Below are 21,035 nucleotides of genomic sequence, written 5' to 3'. Positions count from 1 at the left end.
AGATTGGAAGCACGTTCTTTAAGAACGGCCGCCAAATGTTGCGCGAGGGGGGGCGGACCGGGCTGGAGGTTGCACCGCCCCTCGTCCGATCGATGTGGGAGCGCTGACCTGTGCTGCCGGAGCCATGCCGGTATACGAAGTAACGGCCGCACGAGGCAGCTGCAGGACACGGCTTTGGTCGCCCTTGATGAAGGTGACATTGCGACCGTTGATGGACTGGAGCGTCCACCCTTCGATGTTGTCATTCAGGCGGGCACGGCGGTGCTTGCCGGCCACTTCGATGATGATGCCTCCCGCGCCATCGCCGGCAAAGACGCCTGACAGGCGAGCGGTGCTAAGGTTGTCGACCTGCACTTCCTCGGCGGCCTTGGGCGGCGGAGGCGGTGGAGGGGGCCTGCGCGTGAAAGCAAACAATGGGCGGTCCAGCATCGCAATGAACTGCCCGGTGTCTGCGTTGGTCACCCCTGGCAACGCAGGGAGCATGGCAGCGAAATCCGTGCGGTGTGGCGTTGGTTCTTGCCAATGCACATTGCGAACGCTTCCATCCGGTGGAACCCACATCCATGCCAGAAGAATCAGCAACGCTGCATTGGCCAGCAGCAGCAGATGCAAGGCATACCGCTTCATGTGCGCTCCCGCAAGACGCTGAGGCCGAACTGCGCCGACAGACGCGGGGCGACCTTGGGATCCGAGTTGGCATAGCCGCCCTGCAGCTGAATGTCCAGATCATTGATGACGATGATGGGCATTTGACTGGTCAGAACGGCCAGTGCACTTTGCAGGGCCAGCATTTCGCCCTCGGTCCGCACCGTCAGGGGAATGCGATCAAAGCCCTTCTCGTCCTTGGCCGGCAGCACCTGGCTGCTGATCACCTGCAAGCCCGCCGCGCTGAAGATATCCCGGATCCGCTGCTGGGCCGCATTGCCAGTCTGGTTGGCATCCTGGGAGGCCGGATAGATGTACTGCGTTCTTGCTGCATTGGCCTGCGCAAGCACAGCCTCAATATCCGTCCGCTGCGACTCCAACCCCAGAAGCCGCGCATAGCGCGGCTCCATTTGCGCCAGTTGAGACTCGGCACCTTGGTGCTTTTCAGCGATGTACCAGCCCAACATGACCAGGGGGAGGATCGCCAGAGCCAGAGTACAGACGAGGATCAGCCCCTCACGGGATGAAATGCGTTTCATGGCTTGGTACGGTTCGCAGGCGAAGAAGCGGGCACTGCCGGCGCAGTGGTGGTACGGCCGCCGAATGTGGCGACCGATCCGCCAAAGGCAGCTCCACCGGCCGATGGAGAGGCACTGGCCGGGGGCGGTGCGACTGCGCTGGGGGATGAATTGGCGGGCAACGAAACTGGTGCGGCAGGCGCTCCGGCCACGCTGGCGCCTGAGGCAGCAGCGCTGGCAGCGCCCCCCGGGGCGAGGACCGGCGTCACGGCTCCGGCGGAGGCCACTGCGGCCTTGCCTGCGGCCGCACTTCCCACCACCCCGAAAAACTGAGGATCCAGCGTGAATTCAATGGCAAACGTTTCCTTGGGGGAATTTCCCATCCGGGTGGCAGCAGATGGGGCACGGACCTCTCGCAACCCCGGCTCATTGCCCAGCACCTGCATCAGGGCGGCCGCATTTCCGGTCATTCCCACGATGGTCACTTTGGCGCCCTGCATGCGAAAACTCTGCAGATAGGTATCGTCCGGCAGCAGCTGGGTCAGCTTGTCCAGCACACGCAAAGGCTCAATGCGCGTGGCAAGCACTTCCGACAGCATCCCGAGCTTTTCTGCCGATTGCATGAGTGCATCCCGCTTGGCGACGACCGGGGCCGTGCGCTTGGCCGCATCCTGGTACCTCTGCGCCGCCTCGATCGCGCGCTCGCGCAGTTGGAGCGTAGGAGTCACCGCAATGACCATGGCCAGTACGGCCATCGAGAGCAAGAGCCCATAGCCCGCTCGCCTCCATCTCAGTGCATGCGCATGTCGCAAGCCTTCACCATAGCCACCAAGCACGATGGGGCGGTGTTGATTGCTGCGCACCCAGACTTCCGGGTTTGACACGCCGCCAAGGCGAGCGGCCTGAGAGGCGAGGTATTGGGCGACCTGCCTGCGAGACGCCAAGGCCAGCTCGATTCGGGAACTGCCGGCAGTGCCTTCGACCAAGCGATGGCCCCACACCAGATCCGCCTCGGGAAAGGGGCTGATGGCACGCACTTCCAGGGCAGCGGCCTTGGCGATGTCCGATTCAGCCATGGGCGGCAAGGTCAGCGTCCTGCGAAGCACGAATTCTTCAGGCAGCTCAACGGCGGTGAAGCTGGCCTTGACCGGGCCCGCCACCTTGGACTGCCTTTCGTCCCCCAGCCAGAAAGAGAGACCATCCTCAGGGTGAAGCAGCACGACCGGCGCGGACGGCGTCAGCCAGGAGAACAGCGGCCACGCATGCATGCCCTGCCAGGGACTGCGGACATCACGCCAGAGCGCGTGCAAGTCGATTCCCAGGAAACGGGCATCGGAGGAAATGGAAGGCATGGGTGGCTCAGGAGTTTTTACGTATCACGGGCTCAACGCCTGAACTGGCACGGAAGGTCTGCCACGGCAAACCGCCCTTCGCACGTGCGTTGAAATCGATGCTGCGCGATACGCGCAACCAAACACCGTCCGGCATGGGAACCCTTGCCTGGATTCGCAGCCGCCGAACCGTCGAGTTATCTAAAAATGCGGCCTCCAGGGCCGTGGTGTCGATGCCTTCAGCCCCGGCATCCCGGTCCGCTACGATGCGCATGGCGACAGCAGCGTTTCCTCCGGCAAGGACCGTCAGCACTTCCATGGGCGCAGCCATCGGATTGACCAAGCCTCGCCCTCGAAGATCTGCAGTGATGAGCGGCGAAAGTCTAGCATAGAGGGTGTAGTCCACCCCGGGCACCTTGAGCAGGTCTTCTTCCGATTCGAAACGCTGCGGCGCACCACGTGGATCACGCCGCTCACGCATTTCCACCGTGGCTTGCGCGAGCCCCTGGGCCGCCTCTGCCGGCATTTCGCCCGCAACGGAAAAGAGCTTCGCCAGCAAGGCAACAGGCGCACTATTGATGTCGATCAAGCCGTTCAAAGGCATGGCCTGGACCTGCATCGTGACCCCACGATAGTCGATCTGTGCCTGCCGGGTGCGGGCCAGGGGGGTGTTGCTGGCCACCAGCGCCTGCAATGCCAGTTGAATCGCCGCATCGCCCAGCGCTTGGGCCTGGACGTTCTGGCGCGACAAGGACATGACGCGCGCCTCTTCCCGGATGGACCGTGTCAGGCCAGACACGATGATGGTGAGGGCCGCGACCATCCAGAGCACGGCCAACAGCGCCATGCCGCGCTGTTTCTTGTTACGGTGCTTACCTGGCTTGCACTGATTCACGAGCGGCTCCCGCCAAAAGTGGCTCCGTCGCTGGCCGGATCGCTGGATGGCAGAACGCGCATTGGAATGACGATGTCCGGCCAAACGCCTGCGGAGGTCCGGATCGCGATCGAAACCCGTTGAGGCAGCCGATCAACCGCCTTCCAGGGAGCACCCCAGACAGGAGGCTCTTCATTGGCGTCTTCGTACCGAAGTGAAAAGCCGGTCACCCCATCCACCAGCACGTAGCTGGCGGACTGGCTCCAATCCGGCGCCACACCTCCATCGATCCAAGGCAAGTACCGCAATACCAAAGCAGGCCCCGATGCCTGGTCCAGCACGCCCAATCGAAAATGGTAGCGCCCACCCACACCGTAACGGGCTGGCATCACCCCCACCCAAGCCATCTCTTCGGGCAGCCCGATGAAAAAGTACGGGCTCTCGTCGATGGAGACAACCGCCGCCCGCTTTTGCAGAGACACCCGGCCCAGCACCGAGCGCAGAAACCCGTTGGCCACCCGCAGTTCATCGGTCCGCAGCATCCGGCGATCCACCCTCTCTTCCGTTTGTGCCGTGGTACGCAATGCGGACCCCAGGGCCAGCATCACGAGCGACAGCAAGGTGATGACCACCAACAGCTCCACCAAGGTGACGCCGTGCTGGCGCGGCGCCTTCGAGCCTTCGGGCAACCGCTTCATCATCCACGCCCCGGCTCGGGCGGCTTGCGCTGTGGCCGCAAGGTACTCAATTCGAAGTTGCGCAGGCGCACACCGTCCGACCAGGAGATGACGATGTTCAACTCGTGCAAAGGCGGAATGGTCGGTCCTTTGAACTCCGTCGCATAGGGCGCAGTGGTGATGCGCCACTGGTAGCCGGCGGACTCCCCCGACTGGTTCAAGCCCTGTTCGGGTATGGCGTCGCGCAGGGCAAGCAGCGACTCGGCCAGCACCACTGCGCGTTGATACCGATCCACGTCCGCAACGCTGCGCGCGCTGCTGCCCATCGCGCGGTAAAGCATGCCGAGCGACAACGCCATGATGGCGAAGGCCACCAGCAACTCCAGCAAGGTCAAGCCCCGCTGTCGGCGATGCAGGCCCCGCATCATCGGGTGAGGGCCTCTTGCGTCACGCGCCCCGACAGCCAGTCCACCCTCAACCGAGTGCCGATGCCGGGCGCCCTCAGGATTTCGATGCTGCCGCCCGTGGCGCCGCCACCCGGCAGGAAGCGGATGGCCGCCTGGCTCTGCGCATTCAATTCGGTACCGGCCACGATGGCACGCAACTGCAACGGCTGCGGCAACGGCTTCAAGGCGGAGTCGTTGCCATACATGCGGTTTTTCAAGTCCACAGAGAAGCGGACCTCCCGCCCTTCCGCCATGGCGGTGACACGGGCGGCACGCATCTGGCTGATCATCGTGCGGACCGTGTCACGGTACTGCGCCGAGTCTCGCAGCCGATCGAAGGCCAGCGGTGCGAGGCCGATCACGAGCGCCAGGATCGCGAACACGACCAGCAACTCGACCAGCGTAAAGCCGCGCTCGCGCCGCATGGCAGAAAGCCCGGGAATGCAGGCGATCAGGGCGTGTTGCGGATGTCGGCCGCTTCGCCCTCACCGCCAGGGGCGCCGTCGGAGCCGAGCGACAGGATCTCGATGCCGCCGTTCGGGCCCGGGTTGGCATAGCGGTACGGATGGCCCCAAGGGTCCGAAGGCACGCCGCCCTTGAGGTAAGGGCCTGTCCAGCCGTTCACGGAGCCGGGGCGCTTCACCAGCGCCTCCAGGCCTTCTTCGGTCGAAGGGTAGCGGCCCACATCGAGCTTGAACAACTCCAGCGATTTGTCCAGGTCGGCGATCTGCACGCCGGCCGTCTTGGCCTTGGCGCCACCCAGTTGATTCAGCACACGGGGGCCGACGAGGCCTGCCAGCAGCGTCAGGATGGCCAGAACGACCAGCAGTTCGATGAGGGTGAAGCCGCGGGCGGATTTGCGTTGCATAGGGGTGCCACAGGAGCGGCCAGCACGGGAATGCGCCATGGAAGAGGACTCCTTGGACAAACAAAAATTATACGGCGAGGTCATTGATGGACAGGATCCCGAGAAGGATGGAAACAATGATGGCGGCAATCAAAATACCCAGCACCAGAATGAGCACCGGCTCCACCAGCGTGAGAAGGCGTTTGATACCGGTTTCGACTTCCCGGTTCAATATATTGGACAGCTCGAGCATCATCTGACCGATGCGGCCGGTTTCCTCGCCCACCCGGATCAGGTTGATCGCCAACGGTTCGAAGATGCCTGTCGCGGAAACGGCCTGGACCACTTTGCCCCCTTCTTTCACGATGGGCGCGACACGGGACAGGGCCTGCTGCAAGACCGTGTTGCTGACGGTTTCGGTCGCGATGTGCAGGGCCGTCAGCATGGGCACGCCATTGCCGAGCAGGGTGCCCAGGGAGCGCGAGAACAGCGTGAGCTGGTATTTCAGCGCCAGGCGGCCCATGAGCGGCAGCTTCAACAGACGCGCCTGCCACCACTGCCGCCCTGCGGGAGATGCCGCCCAGCGGCGCACCATCAGGCCCAAGCCCAGCGCCACGATGCCGATGAACAGGCCGTAGCGCGTGAAGGCGTGGCCCAGCGCCATGACGATCTGGGTCGGCATCGGGAGCGCATCGCCCATGTCGGTGAACAGCTTTTCGAACTGCGGCACGACGAAACCCAGCATGGCGATGAGCGACAGCACGGCCACGCCCAAAAGGATCGCGGGGTAGATGGTGGCGGAGATGACGCTGTCGCGCAGTGCGCGCTGCCGTTCCATGTGCTCCACGAGCCGCTCCAGCACCGACGACATCTGGCCGCTGGCCTCGCCCGAGCGGATCATGTTGATGTAGAAATCGCCGAACAGCTCGCGGTGCTGCGACAAGGCGCGGCTGAGCGGCGTGCCGCCCTTGACCGCATCCAGAATGCCTTGCAGCAGCTCGGCCATGCTGGGCTTGTAGCTCATGTCGATGAGCACGCGCAACGCGTTGTCCAGGGCCAGCCCGGCCCGCAGCATGATGGACAGCTCGGACGTGAGCGCGAGCACATCGGCCGCCTTGACCGGACCCTTGCCGCTGCGCCCCTTGGGCACGGCGGCGGCCCCGATGGCCTCGTTGGCGGAGGCGGTGCCCATGGCACTGCTGGCGCCCGCGCCAGCGGACGCACCGATCGAGTCGCTGATGGTCAATGGCGTGAGGCCCTGCGCCCTCAGCTGCTTGAGCGCCTGGGCTTCGTTGATGGCCGTGAGCCGGCCCTCGGCCACCTTGCCCGAGGCGGCGGCCGCCCGCCAGACGTAATCAGGCATCGGCTTGGTCCTGCGTCACGCGGGCGAGTTCGTCGAGCGTGGTCATGCCGGCGGCCACCTTGCGCAGCCCGTCCTCGTACAGGTTGAGCATGCCGCCCTGCGCCGCCAGCGCATTGAGCGCGTTGGCATCGCGGCCTTCGATGATGGCGCGGCGCATGGGCTCGTCCAGCACGAACAGTTCATGGATGCCGGTCCGGCCCCGGTAACCGGAGCCTCGGCAGTGCTCGCACCCCACGGCCCGGTAGATGGCCTGGCCGACGCCGCTGAAGCGCGCCAGCCCGGTGCTCTGGCGCACGTCCTCGCCCGGCTCGAAAGGCTCCTTGCACTGGCCGCACAGCGTGCGCACCAGGCGCTGGGCCAGCACGCCGTTGACGGCGGAGGTGATCAGGTAGCCCTCCACGCCCATGTCCTTCATCCGGATCACGGCGCCGGCCGCCGTGTTCGTGTGCAGGGTGGAGAGCACCAAGTGCCCCGTGAGCGCCGATTGCACGGCGATCTGGGCGGTCTCGCCGTCGCGCATTTCGCCGATCATGATGATGTCGGGGTCCTGGCGCAGGATGGAGCGCAGCGCGTTGGCGAAGGTCAGGTTGATCTGCGGATGCACCTGGATCTGGTTGATGCCTTCCAGCTGATACTCGACCGGGTCCTCCACCGTGATGATCTTGTTGGCCCCCGCATCGATCTTCGACAAGGCCGCATACAGCGTGGTCGTCTTGCCCGAACCCGTCGGGCCGGTGACCAGCAAGATGCCGTGGGGCCGTGCGAGCAGGCTGTTGAACCGCTCCAGCGTGTCCTTTTCGAAACCCATGGTTTCCAACTGCAGGCGCACGCTCGCCCGGTCCAGCACCCGCATCACCACGCTTTCGCCGTGCACGGTGGGCACGGTGGACACCCGCAGATCGAGCTCGCGGCCCTTGACGCGCGTCTTGATGCGGCCGTCCTGCGGCAGGCGGCGCTCCGCGATGTCCAGGTGGGCCAGCAGCTTGACCCGCGAGTTCACGGCGGCGCTCAGGCGCGGCGGCACCAGTTCGCCCGCATGGATCACGCCGTCCACCCGGTAGCGCACGTGCAGGCCGTCGTCGAACGGCTCCAGGTGGATGTCCGAGGCGCGCAGATCGATCACGCGGCCGATGATGGCGTTCACCAGGCGGATGACCGGCGCCTCGCTGGCCAGGTCCTTCAGATGCTCGACGAAGTCGCCGCCATCGGAGCCATCGCCGAAGCCGTCGTCGGCCTCGTCGTCTTCGGGCCCCTGCTCCACCACGGGCTCGGACAGGGCTTTCTCGATGTCGCTGTCCAGCGCCAGGTGCGGAACGATCACATGGCCCGTGGCCAGGTGCAGCGCCTTGACGACGAACGCATCCTGCGGAACGGCCATCGCCACGTGCATGCGGCCTTCGCTGACCTGCAGCGGATACACGCTGTTGGCGTGCAGGAATTCCGGCAGCAGCCCTTCGACCTCGGGCATGAGTTCGGGAAACTCGCCGGCCGGAACAATGGATATCCCCAGCTGGCGCGACAGCGACTGGATCACGTCCAGCTCGGACACCAGCCCCAGCCGCACCAGCACGCGGCCCAGCAGCCCACCCATTTCCTGCTGCGCGGAGAGGGCTCGCTCCAGGTCGCGGGCGCTCAGCTTGCCCGACTGGACAAGCAGCTCTCCCAGCGGAGGACGCGGCGCGGGCGTCGCGTCTGCCAGCGGTTCGATGCGGTCGGGAAGGGTATTCGTCGTCATGGAGGTGTGGGATGGCGCCGCAAGCGGCGTTGCGCGCCCTCGGGCGCGCGCAATGGGGCCCAAGTGTAGCCGCGACGGCCCGGCGGCCCATCCCTGAGGGCGCCGCCAAAAAACCGTGGCCCTGCCGCACCCCGCGGGCCAGCCGGGCCTTCGCTTAAAGTCGCGGACCTCTCCCCGATCCATTGATGCGACTGCCCGCCCCTCCCATGCAAAACCCTCCCCGACGGACTGCCCTGCACGTTTCCATGGCCCTCGCGGCCCTGGGTGTTCTTCTGGCCGGCGCGGGCGGCCTGGCGCTGCTCCAGGAGCATGCGCCTGCGCACCCGGCCCGTGCGGATCGCCTGCTGCTGGCCCCGATGGTCAGTGTCATCGAGCCCTGCGTGCTCTCGCCCGAAACCCTGCCGGCCGCGATGCAGGACTTGGCCGAGCGCTGCCAGGGCCCGCAGGGCTCGGCCGCCGCGCTCATCGAATCCACACTGAAAACGCTTCAGCCCACGGAGCCGCCATCGCCCCGCGAAACCCTGGGCTACACCCTGCCCGTGCCGCTACTGCGTCTTTTCCAACAGACGGCGGACGGGGACTGGCGCATCGACGACGAGAAAGTGGGGCGCCTGGTGCGCACGCTGCGCGACACGCCCCGGCCGGCGATCCTCTACCTGTTTTCCACGCATTTCTCGGCAGAGGCCCCGATCGAGGCCGCGCTGGCCGCCGACCCCGCCAACATGGGCCACACCCGGGATGGCGCGTTGGGCACCGACGACTATTACGACTCCAAGGTCTTCAACTGGACGTTCGCCACCACCCGCAACACCCTGACGCAGCGGCGCGCCCAGGCCATGCAGGCCGTGCTGGACGCGGCCTGCCGGCTGCCGGCGCAGGACCGCGCCAAGATCCGTGGCATCACGCTGCTGGGGGAACTGCACCACCTGTTTCCCAATTTCCAGGCGGGCATGGGCTTCGATGGCGACTACCGGGTGACCGACTACAGCGCGGCCTCGGTCGAAGGCTTCCGCCGCCACCTGCAGGCCGAGTTCGGCTCCATCGAGGCGCTCAACCGCGCCGTGGGCGGCGACTACGCCGCGTTCTCCGAGGTGGAGCCCCCGTCCCGCGATATCCGCACCGAGCCGCTGCGTCGCTACACCGAGCACATCGATGCGTTCGCGCAGGGCAGCCTGCCCATCTCGGGCTGGGCGCATGTGGAAGGCGCCCCCCCGGAACACCCCGCCTGGATCCACATCTACCGCAACGGCCGCCTGGCCGGCAAGACCGCCGTGCGGCTCGGACGGCAGGACGTGCTGGCGGCCAAGCCGGAGTTCGGCGATGCCAACACCGGCTGGCGCATGGACCTGGATTTCCGGCGCCTGCCGGCCGGGGTGCACCGGCTGGACATCTTCCTGGAAACACGGCCGGGCGCCCTCACCCACCTGGGCCGCCGCGACGTGGCCATCATGGACCGGCAACAGAGCACGCCGCAGCCGCAGCCCCAGGCAGCGCTGCCGGCCAGCATGCCTGCCGGGCCCGGCGTGCAGGCGCACATCGACACGCCGCGGGACGCGTCCTCGTACTACTACAACCCGCTCGTGCCGCTGTGGCATGCCTTTCGCGCGAAGCAGGTGGTCGACTATCTGCGGTATTTCGATGGCGAGGTGGCACGCTCGTGCCTGGCGGACGTGCCCCGCTACACCCACCAGATCGTGCCGTTCACGAACCCGGGCTGGGACGAGAACAAGTTCGCGATCCAGGCATCGCTGCGGCCGCTGGGCTCCATCCGGCTGGGCGTGAGCCTGTACGGCGAGCCGACCTACGGGCATTCCTACTTCGACTGGCTGGGCCGCAGCGGCCACACCCGCTACGGCATCACCGAGTTCCATCCCTTGAAGACGATGGACGCGGCCGCCCTGCAGCGCGTGTTCGATGCCCATGCAGAGCGGGGGGCGGACTTTCTCTCGTTCTTCGCCGAGCCGCGCTGGCATGGCGCGCTAGTGCCCCGGGGGCACAACATGTTCTCGTTCGATCCGGACAACCCGAAGTTCGGCTCCGACCACCTGTACCGGGCCACGCAGCAGACGCTGGCGCCCAAGGGCCCGTGAGCCGCTGCGGACCGGGCCCTGCCCTGCACAGCCCGCCGCAGGCGTCAGTCAGTCAAACACCTCGGCCTGGTGGAGCGGCAGGCCCTTCATGTCCTTGGCGGACAGGCTGGGCTCTCCGTCGAAGCGCCAGTCGATCGCCAGGGCGGGATCGTTCCAGGCAATGCAGCGCTCATGCTCGGGGGCGTAGTAGTCGGTGGTCTTGTAGAGGAAATCCGCGCTCTCGCTGAGCACCACGAAGCCATGGCCGAAGCCGGGCGGCACCCACATCTGGCGCTGGTTTTCCTCGCTCAGCTCCTCGCCCGTCCATTGGCCGAACGTGGGCGAACTCTTGCGCAGGTCCACCGCCACGTCGAACACCGTGCCGCGCACCACGCGCACGAGCTTGCCCTGGGGCTGGCGCAGCTGGTAATGCAGGCCCCGCAGCACGCCGCGGGCGCTGCGGCTGTGGTTGTCCTGCACGAACGCATGGCGCGTGCCGGTGGCCTCGTCGAAGGCGCGCTGGTTGAAGCTCTCGAAGAAGAAGCCGCGGGCATCGCCGAACACCTTGGGTTCGATAACGACGACATCGGGCAGGCGGGTGGGAATGACGTTCATGGAGGAGTTGCCAACAACGAAATGAAGAAGAAAACCGGCAGAAGGGATGGACGCCGCGGACAACCACAGCCTGGCGCAGCAGCGCCAGTCCCGTTGCCACCGTCGCGTTACTCGCGCGGCTCCCGCAGCAGCCGCTGCAGGTACTGGCCGTAGCCGTTCTTGGCCAGGGGCTGCGCCAGCCGAGCCAGCTGGGCATCGTCGATGAAACCGTTGCGCCAGGCGATTTCCTCGGGGCAGGCGATCTTCAGGCCCTGCCGGTGCTCCAGCGTCGCGATGAACTGCCCGGCTTCCAGCAGGCTTTCATGCGTGCCGGTGTCGAGCCAGGCATAGCCCCGGCCCATGATCTCGACGTGCAGCGCGTCCTGATCCAGGTAGAGGCGGTTCAGGTCGGTGATTTCGAGTTCGCCCCGGGCGGACGGCTTCAGCCGCTTGGCCAGTTCCACCACCTGCGCGTCGTAGAAGTACAGCCCCGTCACGGCATAGCTGGACTTCGGGGCTTTGGGCTTTTCCTCGATGGACAGCACCTTGCCGCGGGCATCGAACTCGGCCACGCCGTAGCGCTCGGGGTCCTGCACGTGGTAGGCGAAGACGCTGGCCCCCTCCTCGCGCTGCAGCGCGCTGCGCAGCAGGTCCTCGAAATCGTGCCCGTGGAAGATGTTGTCGCCCAGCACCAGGGCGCTCGGGCTGCCCGCCAGGAATTCCTCGCCGATGAGAAACGCCTGGGCCAGCCCATCGGGGCTGGGCTGCACGGCGTAGCGCAATTGAATGCCCCACTGGCTGCCGTCGCCGAGCAACTGCTCGAAGCGCGGGGTGTCCTGCGGCGTGCTGATGACCAGGATCTCCCGGATGCCCGCCAGCATCAGCGTGCTGAGCGGGTAATAGATCATGGGTTTGTCGTACACCGGCAGCAATTGCTTGCTGATGGCGAGCGTGGCCGGGTGCAGGCGGGTGCCCGAACCTCCGGCGAGGATGATGCCCTTGCGTGCGGTCATGTGGTGCTCTCTCTACCCTGGGTGCTAAAGGATTTCGGCCAGCATGCGCGAGACGCCCGCCTGCCAATGCGGCAGAACGAGGCCGAAGGTGGATTGCAGCCGGCGGGTGTCGAGCCGCGAATTGTGCGGGCGCACGGCCGGCGTGGGAAACGCGCTCGTCGGCACGGCCGCCACGTCGTTAGCTACTATTTTTATAGCACCACCCCCTAGTACCGATTGCGCCAGGACGTATTTTGCATAGGCATGCCAGTTGGTCTCGCCCCCGGCCACCAAGTGGTAGAGCCCGGCGTCCTCGGGGCGCCGCTCCAGGTGGCGCAGGGCATGCGCCGTGACGTCGGCGATCAGGTCGGCGCCGGTGGGGGCGCCCCACTGGTCGTCGATGACCGTCAGGCGCTCGCGCTCCTGGGCCAGGCGCAGCATGGTCTTGGCGAAGTTGCCGCCGCGGGCGGCGTAGACCCAGCTGGTGCGCAGGATGAGGTGGCGGGCCCCGCTCTGCTGGATGAGCCGCTCGCCCTCGAGCTTGGTGCGGCCATAGACGGACAGCGGCGCCGGCGTGTCGGTCTCCACCCAGGGGCGCTCGCCGCTGCCGTCGAAGACATAGTCGGTGCTGTAGTGCACCAGCCAGGCCCCGCTGCGCGCGGCCTCGTCGGCGAGGACGCCCGGCGTGGTGGCGTTGAGCGTGCGTGCGAACTCCGGCTCGCTCTCGGCCTTGTCCACGGCCGTGTGGGCGGCCGCATTCACGATGACGTCCGGGCGCAGCGCGCGCACGGTGTCCACGATGCCGGCGGGATCCGCAAAGTTGCCGCAATGGTCGGTGCTGTCGTGGTCCAGCGCCGTCACGGTGCCCAGCACCGACAGGCTGCGCTGCAGCTCCCAGCCGACCTGGCCGCCCTTGCCGAAAAGCAGGATGTTCATGCGCGGGCCACCACGGCGTCCGGTGCCGCAGCGGCTGCGCCGGGCACGGCCTGGTACTGCGTCTGCACCCATTCGCGGTAGGCGCCGCTGGTCACCGCCGCCACCCACTCGGGGTTTTCGAGGTACCACTGCACCGTCTTGCGGATGCCCGTTTCGAAGGTTTCGGCGGGCTTCCAGCCCAGTTCGCGCTCGATCTTGCGGGCGTCGATGGCATAGCGCCGGTCGTGGCCCGGGCGGTCCTGCACGTAGTGGATCTGCGCGGCATAGCTCTGGCCGTCGGCGCGCGGGCGCAGTTCGTCGAGCAGGGCGCACACCGTGCGCACGATCTCGATGTTGGGCTTTTCGTTCCAGCCGCCCACGTTGTAGGTTTCGCCCAGTGCACCGCCCTGCAGCACGCGGCGGATGGCGCTGCAGTGGTCCTTGACGTAGAGCCAGTCGCGGATCTGCATGCCGTCGCCGTACACCGGCAGCGGCTTGCCCGAGAGGGCGTTCACGATCATCAGCGGAATGAGCTTTTCCGGAAAGTGGTACGGCCCGTAGTTGTTGCTGCAGTTGGTGGTGATCACCGGCAGGCCGTAGGTGTGGTGCCAGGCGCGCACCAGGTGGTCGCTGGCGGCCTTGCTGGCCGAATACGGGCTGTTGGGCTCGTAGGCATCCGTTTCGGCGAAGGCCGGATCGCTGGCCGACAGCGTGCCGTACACCTCGTCGGTGGAGACGTGCAGGAAGCGGAACGCGGCCTTCTCGCCCTCCGGCAACGCCAGCCAGTGGTGCCGCGCGGCCTCCAGCAGGCGGAAGGTGCCGACCACGTTGGTCTGGATGAAGTCCTCCGGCCCGTGGATGGAGCGGTCCACATGCGACTCGGCGGCGAAGTTGACGATGGCGCGGGGCTTGTGCTCGGCCAGCAGCCTGGCCAGCAGGGCCGTGTCGCCGATGTCGCCTTGCACGAAGACATGCCGGGGATCGCCCTGCGCGCTCGCCAGGTTCTGCAGGTTGCCTGCGTAGGTGAGCTTGTCCAGGTTGACCACGGGCTCATCGCCCGAAGCCAGCCAGTCCAGAACGAAGTTGGCGCCGATGAAGCCTGCGCCGCCGGTGACAAGAATCATGGGAGGGGGGTCGCGCGAAGGCGCCGCTGTGTCAAAGCGGCGGATTATCCCATCGCGTGCCGGGGCCCTGTGACGAGCCGCAGCGGGCCCGCCGCGCCGCTTAGGGGGCGCACACTACCCACGGCGCGCGCAGCGCACGTAAAGTCTCGAGCCGATGCCGCCGCAAACCACCCGGTCCGCGCGGCGCCGTTGCACCACTTGCCCCAAGGAAAGCCATCCATGCCCCGATCCACCAAAAACCCCGACGCACCGGACGACGCCGACCCGGCCGGCAGTAGCCCGTTCTACGGCAGCAAGGCGCGCGACTCCGCGCAGCAGATCTGGCAGGCGGGCCTGGGCGCGTTCGCCAAGGCGCAGCAGGAAGGCAGCAAGGTGTTCGAGGCGCTGGTCAAGGAAGGCGCGGCCATGCAGCGCAAGGGCCAGTCCACCGCCCAGGAGCGCCTGTCCGAAGCGGCCGAACGCATGACCAGCGCGGCCAGCGAGTTCGGCACGCGCGCGGCGGGCCAGTGGGACAAGCTGGAAACCATCTTCGAAGACCGCGTGGCCAAGGCGCTCGCCCGGCTGGGCGTGCCCACCGCGCGCGATGTGCAGGCCCTGCACGAGCGCATCGATGCGCTCACCCGGGCACTGGAGGCCGCCACCCAGGCACAGGCCGCCCCCCGCCCCGCCGCCAAGCGCGGCGCCGCCAAGCCGCCCACCGGCCGCGCCACGGCCGCCCGCAAGACAGCCGCCGCGGCCCGCCCCCGGGCCCCCAAACCGCCAGCCGACTGAGACCCCGGGCGGGGCGGCCGCCCCGCAAGGAGCGGGCATTCCAAAGGATTGCCTATTCCTTGCATGATGCACTGCAACACCGTGCGGGCAGACCACCTCGGTTAGAGTGGGTGAAAGAGACAACCACCCACGCACCGGGAGGCCGCCGATATGGTGAAAAAAGCGCCGCGCCGCACTGCCGAGCGCATTCTGGAATCCACGCTGGAGCTGTTCAACCGCTTTGGCGAACCCAACGTGTCGACGACCGCGATCTCCGCCGAGCTGGGCATCAGCCCGGGCAATCTCTACTACCACTACCCGGCCAAGGACGAGCTGGTCAACGTGCTGTTCTCGCGCTACGAGGCGGCCCTGAACGAGCTGCTGGATGCGGCCGACAGCGTGCGCGACGTGGAAGACGCCTGGTTCTTCCTGCACACGCTGTTCGAACTGATCTGGCAGTACCGCTTCCTGTACCGCGACCTGAACGACCTGCTGTCCCGCAACCGCCGCCTGGAGACCCACTTCCAGACCCTGCTCGGGCGCAAGACCCAGGCACTGCGCACGCTGCTGGGCGGCATGGAGCGCACGGGCGCGTTGCGCCTGGGCACCCGCGATGCCGGCTCCATGGCCACCAGCATGGTGGTGGTGCTGACCTACTGGCTCAGCTTCGAATACGTGAGCGATCCGCGGCACGCCCTGGAGCCCGAGAGCGCGCAGAGCGCCCTGCTGCGCGGCGCGCACCATGTGCTGGACCTGCTCATGCCCTACCTGGAAGACAGCCAGCGCGAGCACCTGCAGGCGCTGAGCGGCGCCTACAGCACCCAGGCCCTGGCCGCCTGACCGACTCAACCCCACCCCGAGGAGACGCACCGTGAAGCCCTGGACGCCCTTCCCGTACTCCGACGCCTACCCCTTCACCGCCGCTTCGGTGCGCAGCCAATGGAAGCGCCTGCATGCGGGCGATGCCGAGCCCTGTCCCGACGACGCCGCCGTGCTCGACGCCTGGGTGCTCTTTCACCGCGGCGCCTTCGAGGAGGCCGCCCGCGCCGGGCTGGCGGCCGGCGGTGCCGGCATCACCGTGGCCAACAAGGCCACCATCGTCTATGCGAACTACCTGGAGCCGCACGAGGACCGGCGCCTGGCGCTGCTGACCGAGGCCGCCGAGCGGGCCAGCGAGCAGATGCGGGCGGAACCCACCAACCCCAGCGCCTGGTTCTGGCATGCCTACGCCATCGGCCGCTACAGCCAGGGGATCAGCGTGGCCAAGGCCATGGCGCAGGGCCTGGGCAGCCGCGTGCGCAAGACGCTGGAGCAGGCCATCGTGCTGTCGCCCATCCATGCCGATGCGCGGCTGGCGCTGGCCGTGTTCCATGCCGAGATCATCGACAAGGTCGGCGAGATGGTGGGCAGCATGACCTACGGCGCCCGCAAGGCCAGCAGCCTGCGGCTTTTCGAAGAGGCCTTCGCCATCAACCCGGACTCGGTGATCGGCAAGATCGAATACGCCAACGCGCTGCTCATCCTGGAAGGCGACCAGCGCATGGGCGACGCCACGCGCCTGTACGAGGAAGTCGCCACCACCCAGCCCGCCGACGCGCTGGAGCGGCTGGGCGTGGAGCTGGCCCAGACCGAGCTGGCCGAAGGATAGCCCCGCCTTTCAGCGGCGGTCCCGGCCCTCGTCCCGCTCCGCGGTGGTCTTTGCGAAGCGCTGCGCGGCGATGGCCAGCAGGCCGTCGAAGATCAGGTTCTCGACCAGGTCGAACGGCCGGGTCATGCTCGGCGCCATCTTCCAGCCCGCGCCGCCGGTCATCATGCAGGCCGGCGCCTCGCCGCAGTGCTGCGTGACGTGCTGCACCATGCGCTCCACCGCACCGGCGATGGCATAGGTGCCGCCGCTCGTGAGGGCATCGCTCGTGTTGGTGGGAAACAGGCTCACCTCGCCCGTGGGCACGTGCAGGCCCGCCGTGCCGGATTCGAGCGCCCGCAGCATGATCCCGTGGCCGGGCAGGATCAGCCCGCCCAGGAACCGGCCCTGGGCGTCGATCGCCTCGACCGTCACGGCGGTGCCCACCATCACCACGATGAGCGGGCGCGCCGGGCCCTGCGCCAGCAGGCGATGGCGCGCGCCGATCATGGCCACCCAGCGGTCCGAGCCCAGGCGCGTGGGATGGTCGTAGCCGTTGACCAGGCCGGCCTCCTGCGCGGACGACACCACCCATTGCGGCAGCACGTCCCACAGCTCCATCTGCTCCATCACGCGGCGGCGCACGGCGTCGCCCGCCACCACGCAGCCCAGCATGTGCTCGGGCACCGGCAACCCGGCCCACGAGCTTTCCGCCAGCCGTTCGATGTTGTCCAGGAATTCAGCGCCGTGGGCGAGCACCGCGGCGCCCGGCTGGGGAGCGTCGTACATCGCCCACTTGAGGCGGGTGTTGCCGACGTCGATGGCCAGAAAAGTCATGCGGGATTATCACGAGTTTTACCAACCGTCTCCACCCGTGCGCGACACCCGCGCACCCCGTGGCCTTCGGGCGGCTGTCCGACACGGAACGCCCATGGCAGGGCGCTACAGTGGCCGGTCCGATCCACAGACCATCAAGGAGCCAGCACATGGGACTTTTCAGCTTCATCAAGGAAGCCGGCGAAAAACTGTTCGGCGGCAAGGAAGCCCAGGCCGCAACGGCGGCAGCCCCGACACAGGACGAACTGAACGCCAAGGCGGGCAAGGCCATCGAGACCTACATCGCCTCGCAGAACCTCGGCGCGACCAACGTCCAGGTGGCCTTCGCAGGCCCCGAGGGCAAGGTCACCGTGAAGGGTGAAGCGCCCACGCAGGCCGCCAAGGAAAAGGTCACCCTGTGCTGCGGCAACGTGGCCAGCGTGACCAGCGTGGACAACCAGATGTCCGTCACGAACCCCGAGCCCGAAGCGCAATACCACGACGTGGTGCGCGGCGACACCCTATCGGCCATCGCCAAGAAGTTCTACGGCGACGCCAACAAGTACCCCAAGATCTTCGAGGCCAACCAGCCCATGCTGACGCACCCCGACAAGATCTATCCCGGCCAGAAGCTGCGCATCCCCGCGCTCTGATGCCGCACACCGGCGCGCCGTGCCGCGGCGCGCCCTTCCGGACGGGCCCTCGCGGGCCCGTTTTTCATGGGCTCAGCCCTGGCGCCACGGCAGGCCGCGAAAGCGCCAGCCACCCTTGCGGTTGCGGTGCGCGTTCTCGTCGGCATCGCCCTCGAAGCCTTCGAGGATGTTGTATGCGGTGAGCCCCAGTTCCGTGGCACGGCGGGCCGCCGCCACCGAGCGCACCCCGCTGCGGCACAGCAGAACGGCGAGGCCGTCCGGCGGCACCGCCGACTGGATGGCGGCATCGAACTGGGCGTTGGCCACCATGCCCGGCCAGTGCTTCCACGGCACGGCCACGGCCCCGGGCACGAAGCCGACCCAGTCGCGTTCGGCGTCCGTGCGCACGTCCACCAGCACCGCACGGCCCGACTGCACCCACTGCCATGCCAGCTCGGGCGACACGTCCCCGGCATAGCCTTCGGCCGCCTGTGGCCGGTCCGGGAGGGAAGAAGGGGATGGAAAAGAGGGATCGTTGGAGGTCATGCGGCACATTCTGTCAGCACCCACGCAGGCCCGCACCGGGGTTCATGCACTGGCGTCAGGGACTTGGCCGCGCCTCATTCCCAGGGCGGCGCGGGTTCGTCGCGCAGCCGCCCGCGCAGGTCGGCATAGTCGGGCACCACGCTGCGCACGGTGTCCCAGAAACGCGGGCTGTGGTCCATCACGCGCAGGTGCGACAACTCGTGGGCCACCACGTAGTCGATGACCGCCGGCCGGTAGTGCAGCAGCCGCCAGTTCAGGCGGATGGAGCCGTCGCTGCGCGCGCTGCCCCAGCGCGTCTGCGCACTGGACAGGCGCAGGCTGGTCCAGCGCACGCCCAGCAGCGGCGCGAAGTGGTCCAGCCGCGCGGTGAAGCGTTGGCGTGCATCGCGCATGAGCCAGGCCTGCACCGCATCGCGCACCTGCGCGGGCGCGGCGGCGTGTGGCAGGCCGATGTGCAACTGGCGCTGGCCCCCAGGGCCCTCGACCAGCGCGCCGCCAGGCCCGCGAAAGCGGTGCGCGGGGTCCAGCACGATGGTGAGCGGCTCGCCCAGGTAGGGCAGCACGGCGCCGTCGCCCCAGGCGATGCGGGCGCCATCCACGCGCTGCTGGCGGTCCTGCGCCTCGCCCAGCTTGCGCAGGATCCAGGCGGACTTTTCCTGCAGCGCCGCGTCCACGGCGGCGAGCGACACCCAGCCGGGCGCGCGCACCGACAGGCCGTCCGCGCCCACCGTGAAACCGATGGTGCGCCGCCGCGCGCGCTGCAGCGCATAGGCCACCACGGTGTCGCCCAGCAGCACCTCGCGGCTGGCGCGCGGGTGGCGCAAGATCGCGGGCGTGCGCGGGGGAATGGCAGGAGCATCCGGCGCGGGCGATGACAAGGGCGCCGCCGACTTCCCCTGCTGCGGCTTCTTTGCGTCGTTTGCTACTTTATTGATAGCATCAAAGGCAATTGAATCGCCGGCAATCGGGGGTTTTTGCGGCAAACCATCGTGGCGGGGCGCAGGCGGCTGCGGCGCGGCCGGCGGCGTGCCACCGAATAGGTCGAGCGCCAGCTGCACCAGCCGCTGCATCACCGTCCCGGCGCGTAGGCCTCGGGGTCGAGGCGCTGCATTTCGGATTCGATCCAGGCCTCGACCTCGCGCATCAGTTCGTCGGGCTTGCGGCCTTCGGTCGGGATGGGGCGGCCGATGGACACGTCCACCGTGCCCGGCCGCTTGATGACGGCCTTGCGCGGCCACACCTTGGCCGACGTGACGGCGATCGGCACCACGGGCACGCCCGCCTCGATGGCCAGCCGCGTGCCGCCGCTCTTGTACTGGCCCTTGCGCCCGCGCTCCACGCGCGTGCCCTCGGGGAACATGATGACCCAGGTGCCCTTGGCCAGCAGCGCGCGGCCCTGCTGCAACACCTTCACGAAGGCCCGGGCGCGCTGGCCGCGGTCGATGTGGATCATGTCCAGGCTGCCGATCGACCAGCCGAAGAACGGCACGTACAGCAACTCCTTCTTGAATACGTAGGCCAGGGGACGCGGCATGATCGCCGGCATCAGGAAGGTCTCGTAGGTGGACTGGTGCTTGACCAGCAGCACCACGCCCTGCGTGGGGTCGGTGGGCAGGTGCTCCATGCCCGTGATGCGCGTGCGGATGCCCATGATGACGCGCGCCGCATCGGTGCTGAGCTTGAGCCACGCCCGCGCGATGCGGTAGCGCGTGCGGCTGCTGGCGCCGAACAGCCGCACCAGCAGGATGAGCAACGTGTAAGGCACCACGGTGATGCCCATCCAGAGCAGGTGGACGATGGAACGGATCAGGGCCATGGCAATCAGGAAAAAATGGGTGTTTTCAGGCTCATGCCCTAGGAATATATGCCGTTGTAGCTATTAAATTAATAGCACGTCAGACGGCGATGTTCAGGCCCGGCGCCGCTACGGCGGATTGCGCGGCCACGTGGTCGGCAAAGTCGGCCAGGCTGGCATGGAACTGCGTGCCTTCGGGCCAAGGGCTGGTCAGCAGGGCATCGCCCGAGGCGACCAGGGGCGCTTCGGCGGCCTGGGACGCACCGACCCGATGCAGGCGCGCGCCGATGGCCGCGCCGGCCCGCAGGTGCTCCACGCAGCTACCGGCCACCAGCACCTCGTCGCCCTCCACGCCGTAGCGGTCGCGGATCTGCTCCATCAGGCCCGGCGCCGGCTTGCGGCAGGCGCACAGGTCGTCGGGTGCATGCGGGCAATAGAACACGGCGTCGATGCGCCCACCCACCGCTGCGAGCTTGCGGTGCAGCTTGGCGTGGATGGCGTTGAGCGCCATCACGTCGAACAGCCCGCGCCCCAGCCCGGGCTGGTTGGTGGCGACGACGACATGCCAGCCGGCATGGTTGAGCCGCGCCACGGCCTCCAGCGCCCCGGGCAGCGGGGTCCACTCGTCGGGCGAAGCGATGAAGCTCTCGCCCGAGGGGTTGAGCGTGCCGTCGCGGTCGAGGATGGCGATTTTCATGGTGTGGGAGCGCCTGGTGAAAGACTGCGCCAGCCTACCACCAGC

At 67.6% G+C, this 21,035-nt stretch carries 24 protein-coding genes; 5 read left to right on the top strand and 19 right to left on the bottom strand.

From position 1 onward, the window contains the following. Positions 1-18: 18 nt before the first annotated feature. The 10 genes from AVKW3434_RS04735 to AVKW3434_RS04690 are packed head-to-tail and all read right to left on the bottom strand — an operon-like array spanning position 19 to position 8,436. The gene (locus tag AVKW3434_RS04735; RefSeq protein ID WP_284404912.1) at positions 19-627 is read right to left on the bottom strand and encodes a hypothetical protein; all 609 of its coding nucleotides are present in this window, start codon (positions 625-627) and stop codon (positions 19-21) included. Next, a complete protein-coding gene (gene gspM, locus AVKW3434_RS04730; RefSeq protein ID WP_284404909.1) occupies positions 624-1,184 on the bottom strand; it encodes a type II secretion system protein GspM in 561 nt (186 codons plus the stop codon). Before gspM ends, AVKW3434_RS04735 begins: the two co-directional genes overlap by 4 nt. After that, positions 1,181-2,515, bottom strand: coding sequence for a PilN domain-containing protein (locus AVKW3434_RS04725; RefSeq protein WP_284404907.1), 1,335 nt, complete (start codon positions 2,513-2,515; stop codon positions 1,181-1,183). The genes gspM and AVKW3434_RS04725 overlap by 4 nt, the downstream gene beginning before the upstream one ends. Positions 2,516-2,522: 7 nt before the next feature. Further along, the gene (locus AVKW3434_RS04720) at positions 2,523-3,389 is read right to left on the bottom strand and encodes a type II secretion system minor pseudopilin (RefSeq protein WP_284404904.1); all 867 of its coding nucleotides are present in this window, start codon (positions 3,387-3,389) and stop codon (positions 2,523-2,525) included. Further along, the gene (locus AVKW3434_RS04715; RefSeq protein ID WP_284404902.1) at positions 3,386-4,066 is read right to left on the bottom strand and encodes a prepilin-type N-terminal cleavage/methylation domain-containing protein; all 681 of its coding nucleotides are present in this window, start codon (positions 4,064-4,066) and stop codon (positions 3,386-3,388) included. Before AVKW3434_RS04715 ends, AVKW3434_RS04720 begins: the two co-directional genes overlap by 4 nt. Beyond that, positions 4,066-4,470, bottom strand: coding sequence for a PulJ/GspJ family protein (locus AVKW3434_RS04710; protein ID WP_284398397.1), 405 nt, complete (start codon positions 4,468-4,470; stop codon positions 4,066-4,068). Before AVKW3434_RS04710 ends, AVKW3434_RS04715 begins: the two co-directional genes overlap by 1 nt. Then, complete coding sequence (locus tag AVKW3434_RS04705; RefSeq protein WP_284404900.1) at positions 4,470-4,916, bottom strand: GspH/FimT family pseudopilin; 447 nt, start codon at positions 4,914-4,916, stop codon at positions 4,470-4,472. Before AVKW3434_RS04705 ends, AVKW3434_RS04710 begins: the two co-directional genes overlap by 1 nt. 26 nt (positions 4,917-4,942) lie before the next feature. Then, positions 4,943-5,398 carry a type II secretion system major pseudopilin GspG gene (gspG, locus tag AVKW3434_RS04700; RefSeq protein ID WP_092745333.1) on the bottom strand — a complete coding sequence of 152 codons (456 nt, stop codon included), beginning with the start codon at positions 5,396-5,398 and terminating at the stop codon, positions 4,943-4,945. A 28-nt stretch (positions 5,399-5,426) separates the two neighbouring features. Then, positions 5,427-6,701 (bottom strand): type II secretion system F family protein, encoded by a 1,275-nt coding sequence (locus AVKW3434_RS04695; protein WP_284404896.1) that lies wholly within the window; start codon positions 6,699-6,701, stop codon positions 5,427-5,429. Next, positions 6,694-8,436: a GspE/PulE family protein gene (locus tag AVKW3434_RS04690; RefSeq protein ID WP_284404894.1), complete on the bottom strand. Its 1,743-nt coding sequence runs from the start codon at positions 8,434-8,436 to the stop codon at positions 6,694-6,696. Before AVKW3434_RS04690 ends, AVKW3434_RS04695 begins: the two co-directional genes overlap by 8 nt. 206 nt (positions 8,437-8,642) lie before the next feature. Here AVKW3434_RS04690 and AVKW3434_RS04685 point away from each other — a divergent pair, with 206 nt between their 5' ends. Then, positions 8,643-10,526: a hypothetical protein gene (locus AVKW3434_RS04685; RefSeq protein WP_284404892.1), complete on the top strand. Its 1,884-nt coding sequence runs from the start codon at positions 8,643-8,645 to the stop codon at positions 10,524-10,526. A gap of 48 nt (positions 10,527-10,574) precedes the next feature. Here the strand turns inward: AVKW3434_RS04685 and rfbC are convergent, their stop codons facing one another. The 4 genes from rfbC to rfbB form a co-directional block, all read right to left on the bottom strand. After that, positions 10,575-11,120, bottom strand: a complete 546-nt coding sequence (gene rfbC, locus AVKW3434_RS04680; RefSeq protein WP_284404890.1) for a dTDP-4-dehydrorhamnose 3,5-epimerase — start codon at positions 11,118-11,120, stop codon at positions 10,575-10,577. A 107-nt stretch (positions 11,121-11,227) separates the two neighbouring features. After that, positions 11,228-12,112 carry a glucose-1-phosphate thymidylyltransferase RfbA gene (rfbA, locus tag AVKW3434_RS04675; protein ID WP_284404888.1) on the bottom strand — a complete coding sequence of 295 codons (885 nt, stop codon included), beginning with the start codon at positions 12,110-12,112 and terminating at the stop codon, positions 11,228-11,230. Between the two features lie 24 nt (positions 12,113-12,136). Beyond that, positions 12,137-13,027 (bottom strand): dTDP-4-dehydrorhamnose reductase, encoded by an 891-nt coding sequence (rfbD, locus tag AVKW3434_RS04670; protein WP_284404886.1) that lies wholly within the window; start codon positions 13,025-13,027, stop codon positions 12,137-12,139. Beyond that, a complete protein-coding gene (gene rfbB, locus AVKW3434_RS04665) occupies positions 13,024-14,130 on the bottom strand; it encodes a dTDP-glucose 4,6-dehydratase (RefSeq protein ID WP_284404876.1) in 1,107 nt (368 codons plus the stop codon). Before rfbB ends, rfbD begins: the two co-directional genes overlap by 4 nt. Positions 14,131-14,349: 219 nt before the next feature. On the opposite strand from rfbB, the gene AVKW3434_RS04660 reads away from it, so the two are divergent. The 3 genes from AVKW3434_RS04660 (at position 14,350) to AVKW3434_RS04650 (ending at position 16,528) form a co-directional block, all read left to right on the top strand. Further along, positions 14,350-14,901: a phasin family protein gene (locus AVKW3434_RS04660; RefSeq protein WP_284404874.1), complete on the top strand. Its 552-nt coding sequence runs from the start codon at positions 14,350-14,352 to the stop codon at positions 14,899-14,901. 150 nt (positions 14,902-15,051) lie between these two features. Further along, positions 15,052-15,720, top strand: coding sequence for a TetR/AcrR family transcriptional regulator (locus tag AVKW3434_RS04655; protein WP_272565186.1), 669 nt, complete (start codon positions 15,052-15,054; stop codon positions 15,718-15,720). A gap of 31 nt (positions 15,721-15,751) precedes the next feature. Continuing rightward, positions 15,752-16,528 (top strand): tetratricopeptide repeat protein, encoded by a 777-nt coding sequence (locus tag AVKW3434_RS04650; RefSeq protein ID WP_272565187.1) that lies wholly within the window; start codon positions 15,752-15,754, stop codon positions 16,526-16,528. A 9-nt stretch (positions 16,529-16,537) separates the two neighbouring features. On the opposite strand, the gene AVKW3434_RS04645 is transcribed toward AVKW3434_RS04650, so the two are convergent. After that, entirely contained in the window at positions 16,538-17,341 is an 804-nt protein-coding gene (locus AVKW3434_RS04645) for a type III pantothenate kinase (RefSeq protein ID WP_284404872.1), read from the bottom strand. Between the two features lie 149 nt (positions 17,342-17,490). Here AVKW3434_RS04645 and lysM point away from each other — a divergent pair, with 149 nt between their 5' ends. After that, the gene (gene lysM, locus AVKW3434_RS04640) at positions 17,491-17,973 is read left to right on the top strand and encodes a peptidoglycan-binding protein LysM (protein ID WP_284404870.1); all 483 of its coding nucleotides are present in this window, start codon (positions 17,491-17,493) and stop codon (positions 17,971-17,973) included. A gap of 72 nt (positions 17,974-18,045) precedes the next feature. Here lysM and AVKW3434_RS04635 read toward each other — a convergent pair whose 3' ends face one another. The 4 genes from AVKW3434_RS04635 to AVKW3434_RS04620 form a co-directional block, all read right to left on the bottom strand. Next, positions 18,046-18,498, bottom strand: a complete 453-nt coding sequence (locus tag AVKW3434_RS04635; RefSeq protein WP_284404868.1) for a rhodanese-like domain-containing protein — start codon at positions 18,496-18,498, stop codon at positions 18,046-18,048. 74 nt (positions 18,499-18,572) lie between these two features. Next, positions 18,573-19,568, bottom strand: coding sequence for a M48 family metallopeptidase (locus tag AVKW3434_RS04630; protein ID WP_284404866.1), 996 nt, complete (start codon positions 19,566-19,568; stop codon positions 18,573-18,575). Then, positions 19,568-20,314 carry a lysophospholipid acyltransferase family protein gene (locus tag AVKW3434_RS04625; RefSeq protein WP_284404863.1) on the bottom strand — a complete coding sequence of 249 codons (747 nt, stop codon included), beginning with the start codon at positions 20,312-20,314 and terminating at the stop codon, positions 19,568-19,570. The genes AVKW3434_RS04630 and AVKW3434_RS04625 overlap by 1 nt, the downstream gene beginning before the upstream one ends. A 79-nt stretch (positions 20,315-20,393) precedes the next feature. After that, complete coding sequence (locus AVKW3434_RS04620; protein ID WP_284404861.1) at positions 20,394-20,990, bottom strand: D-glycero-alpha-D-manno-heptose-1,7-bisphosphate 7-phosphatase; 597 nt, start codon at positions 20,988-20,990, stop codon at positions 20,394-20,396. Positions 20,991-21,035: the final 45 nt, after the last annotated feature.

Source organism: Acidovorax sp. SUPP3434, assembly GCF_030159015.1.
Taxonomy (GTDB): domain Bacteria; phylum Pseudomonadota; class Gammaproteobacteria; order Burkholderiales; family Burkholderiaceae_C; genus Paracidovorax.
The sequence above is the reverse complement of the archived record's forward strand: the minus strand, read 5'-3'. Positions and strand labels throughout refer to the sequence as shown.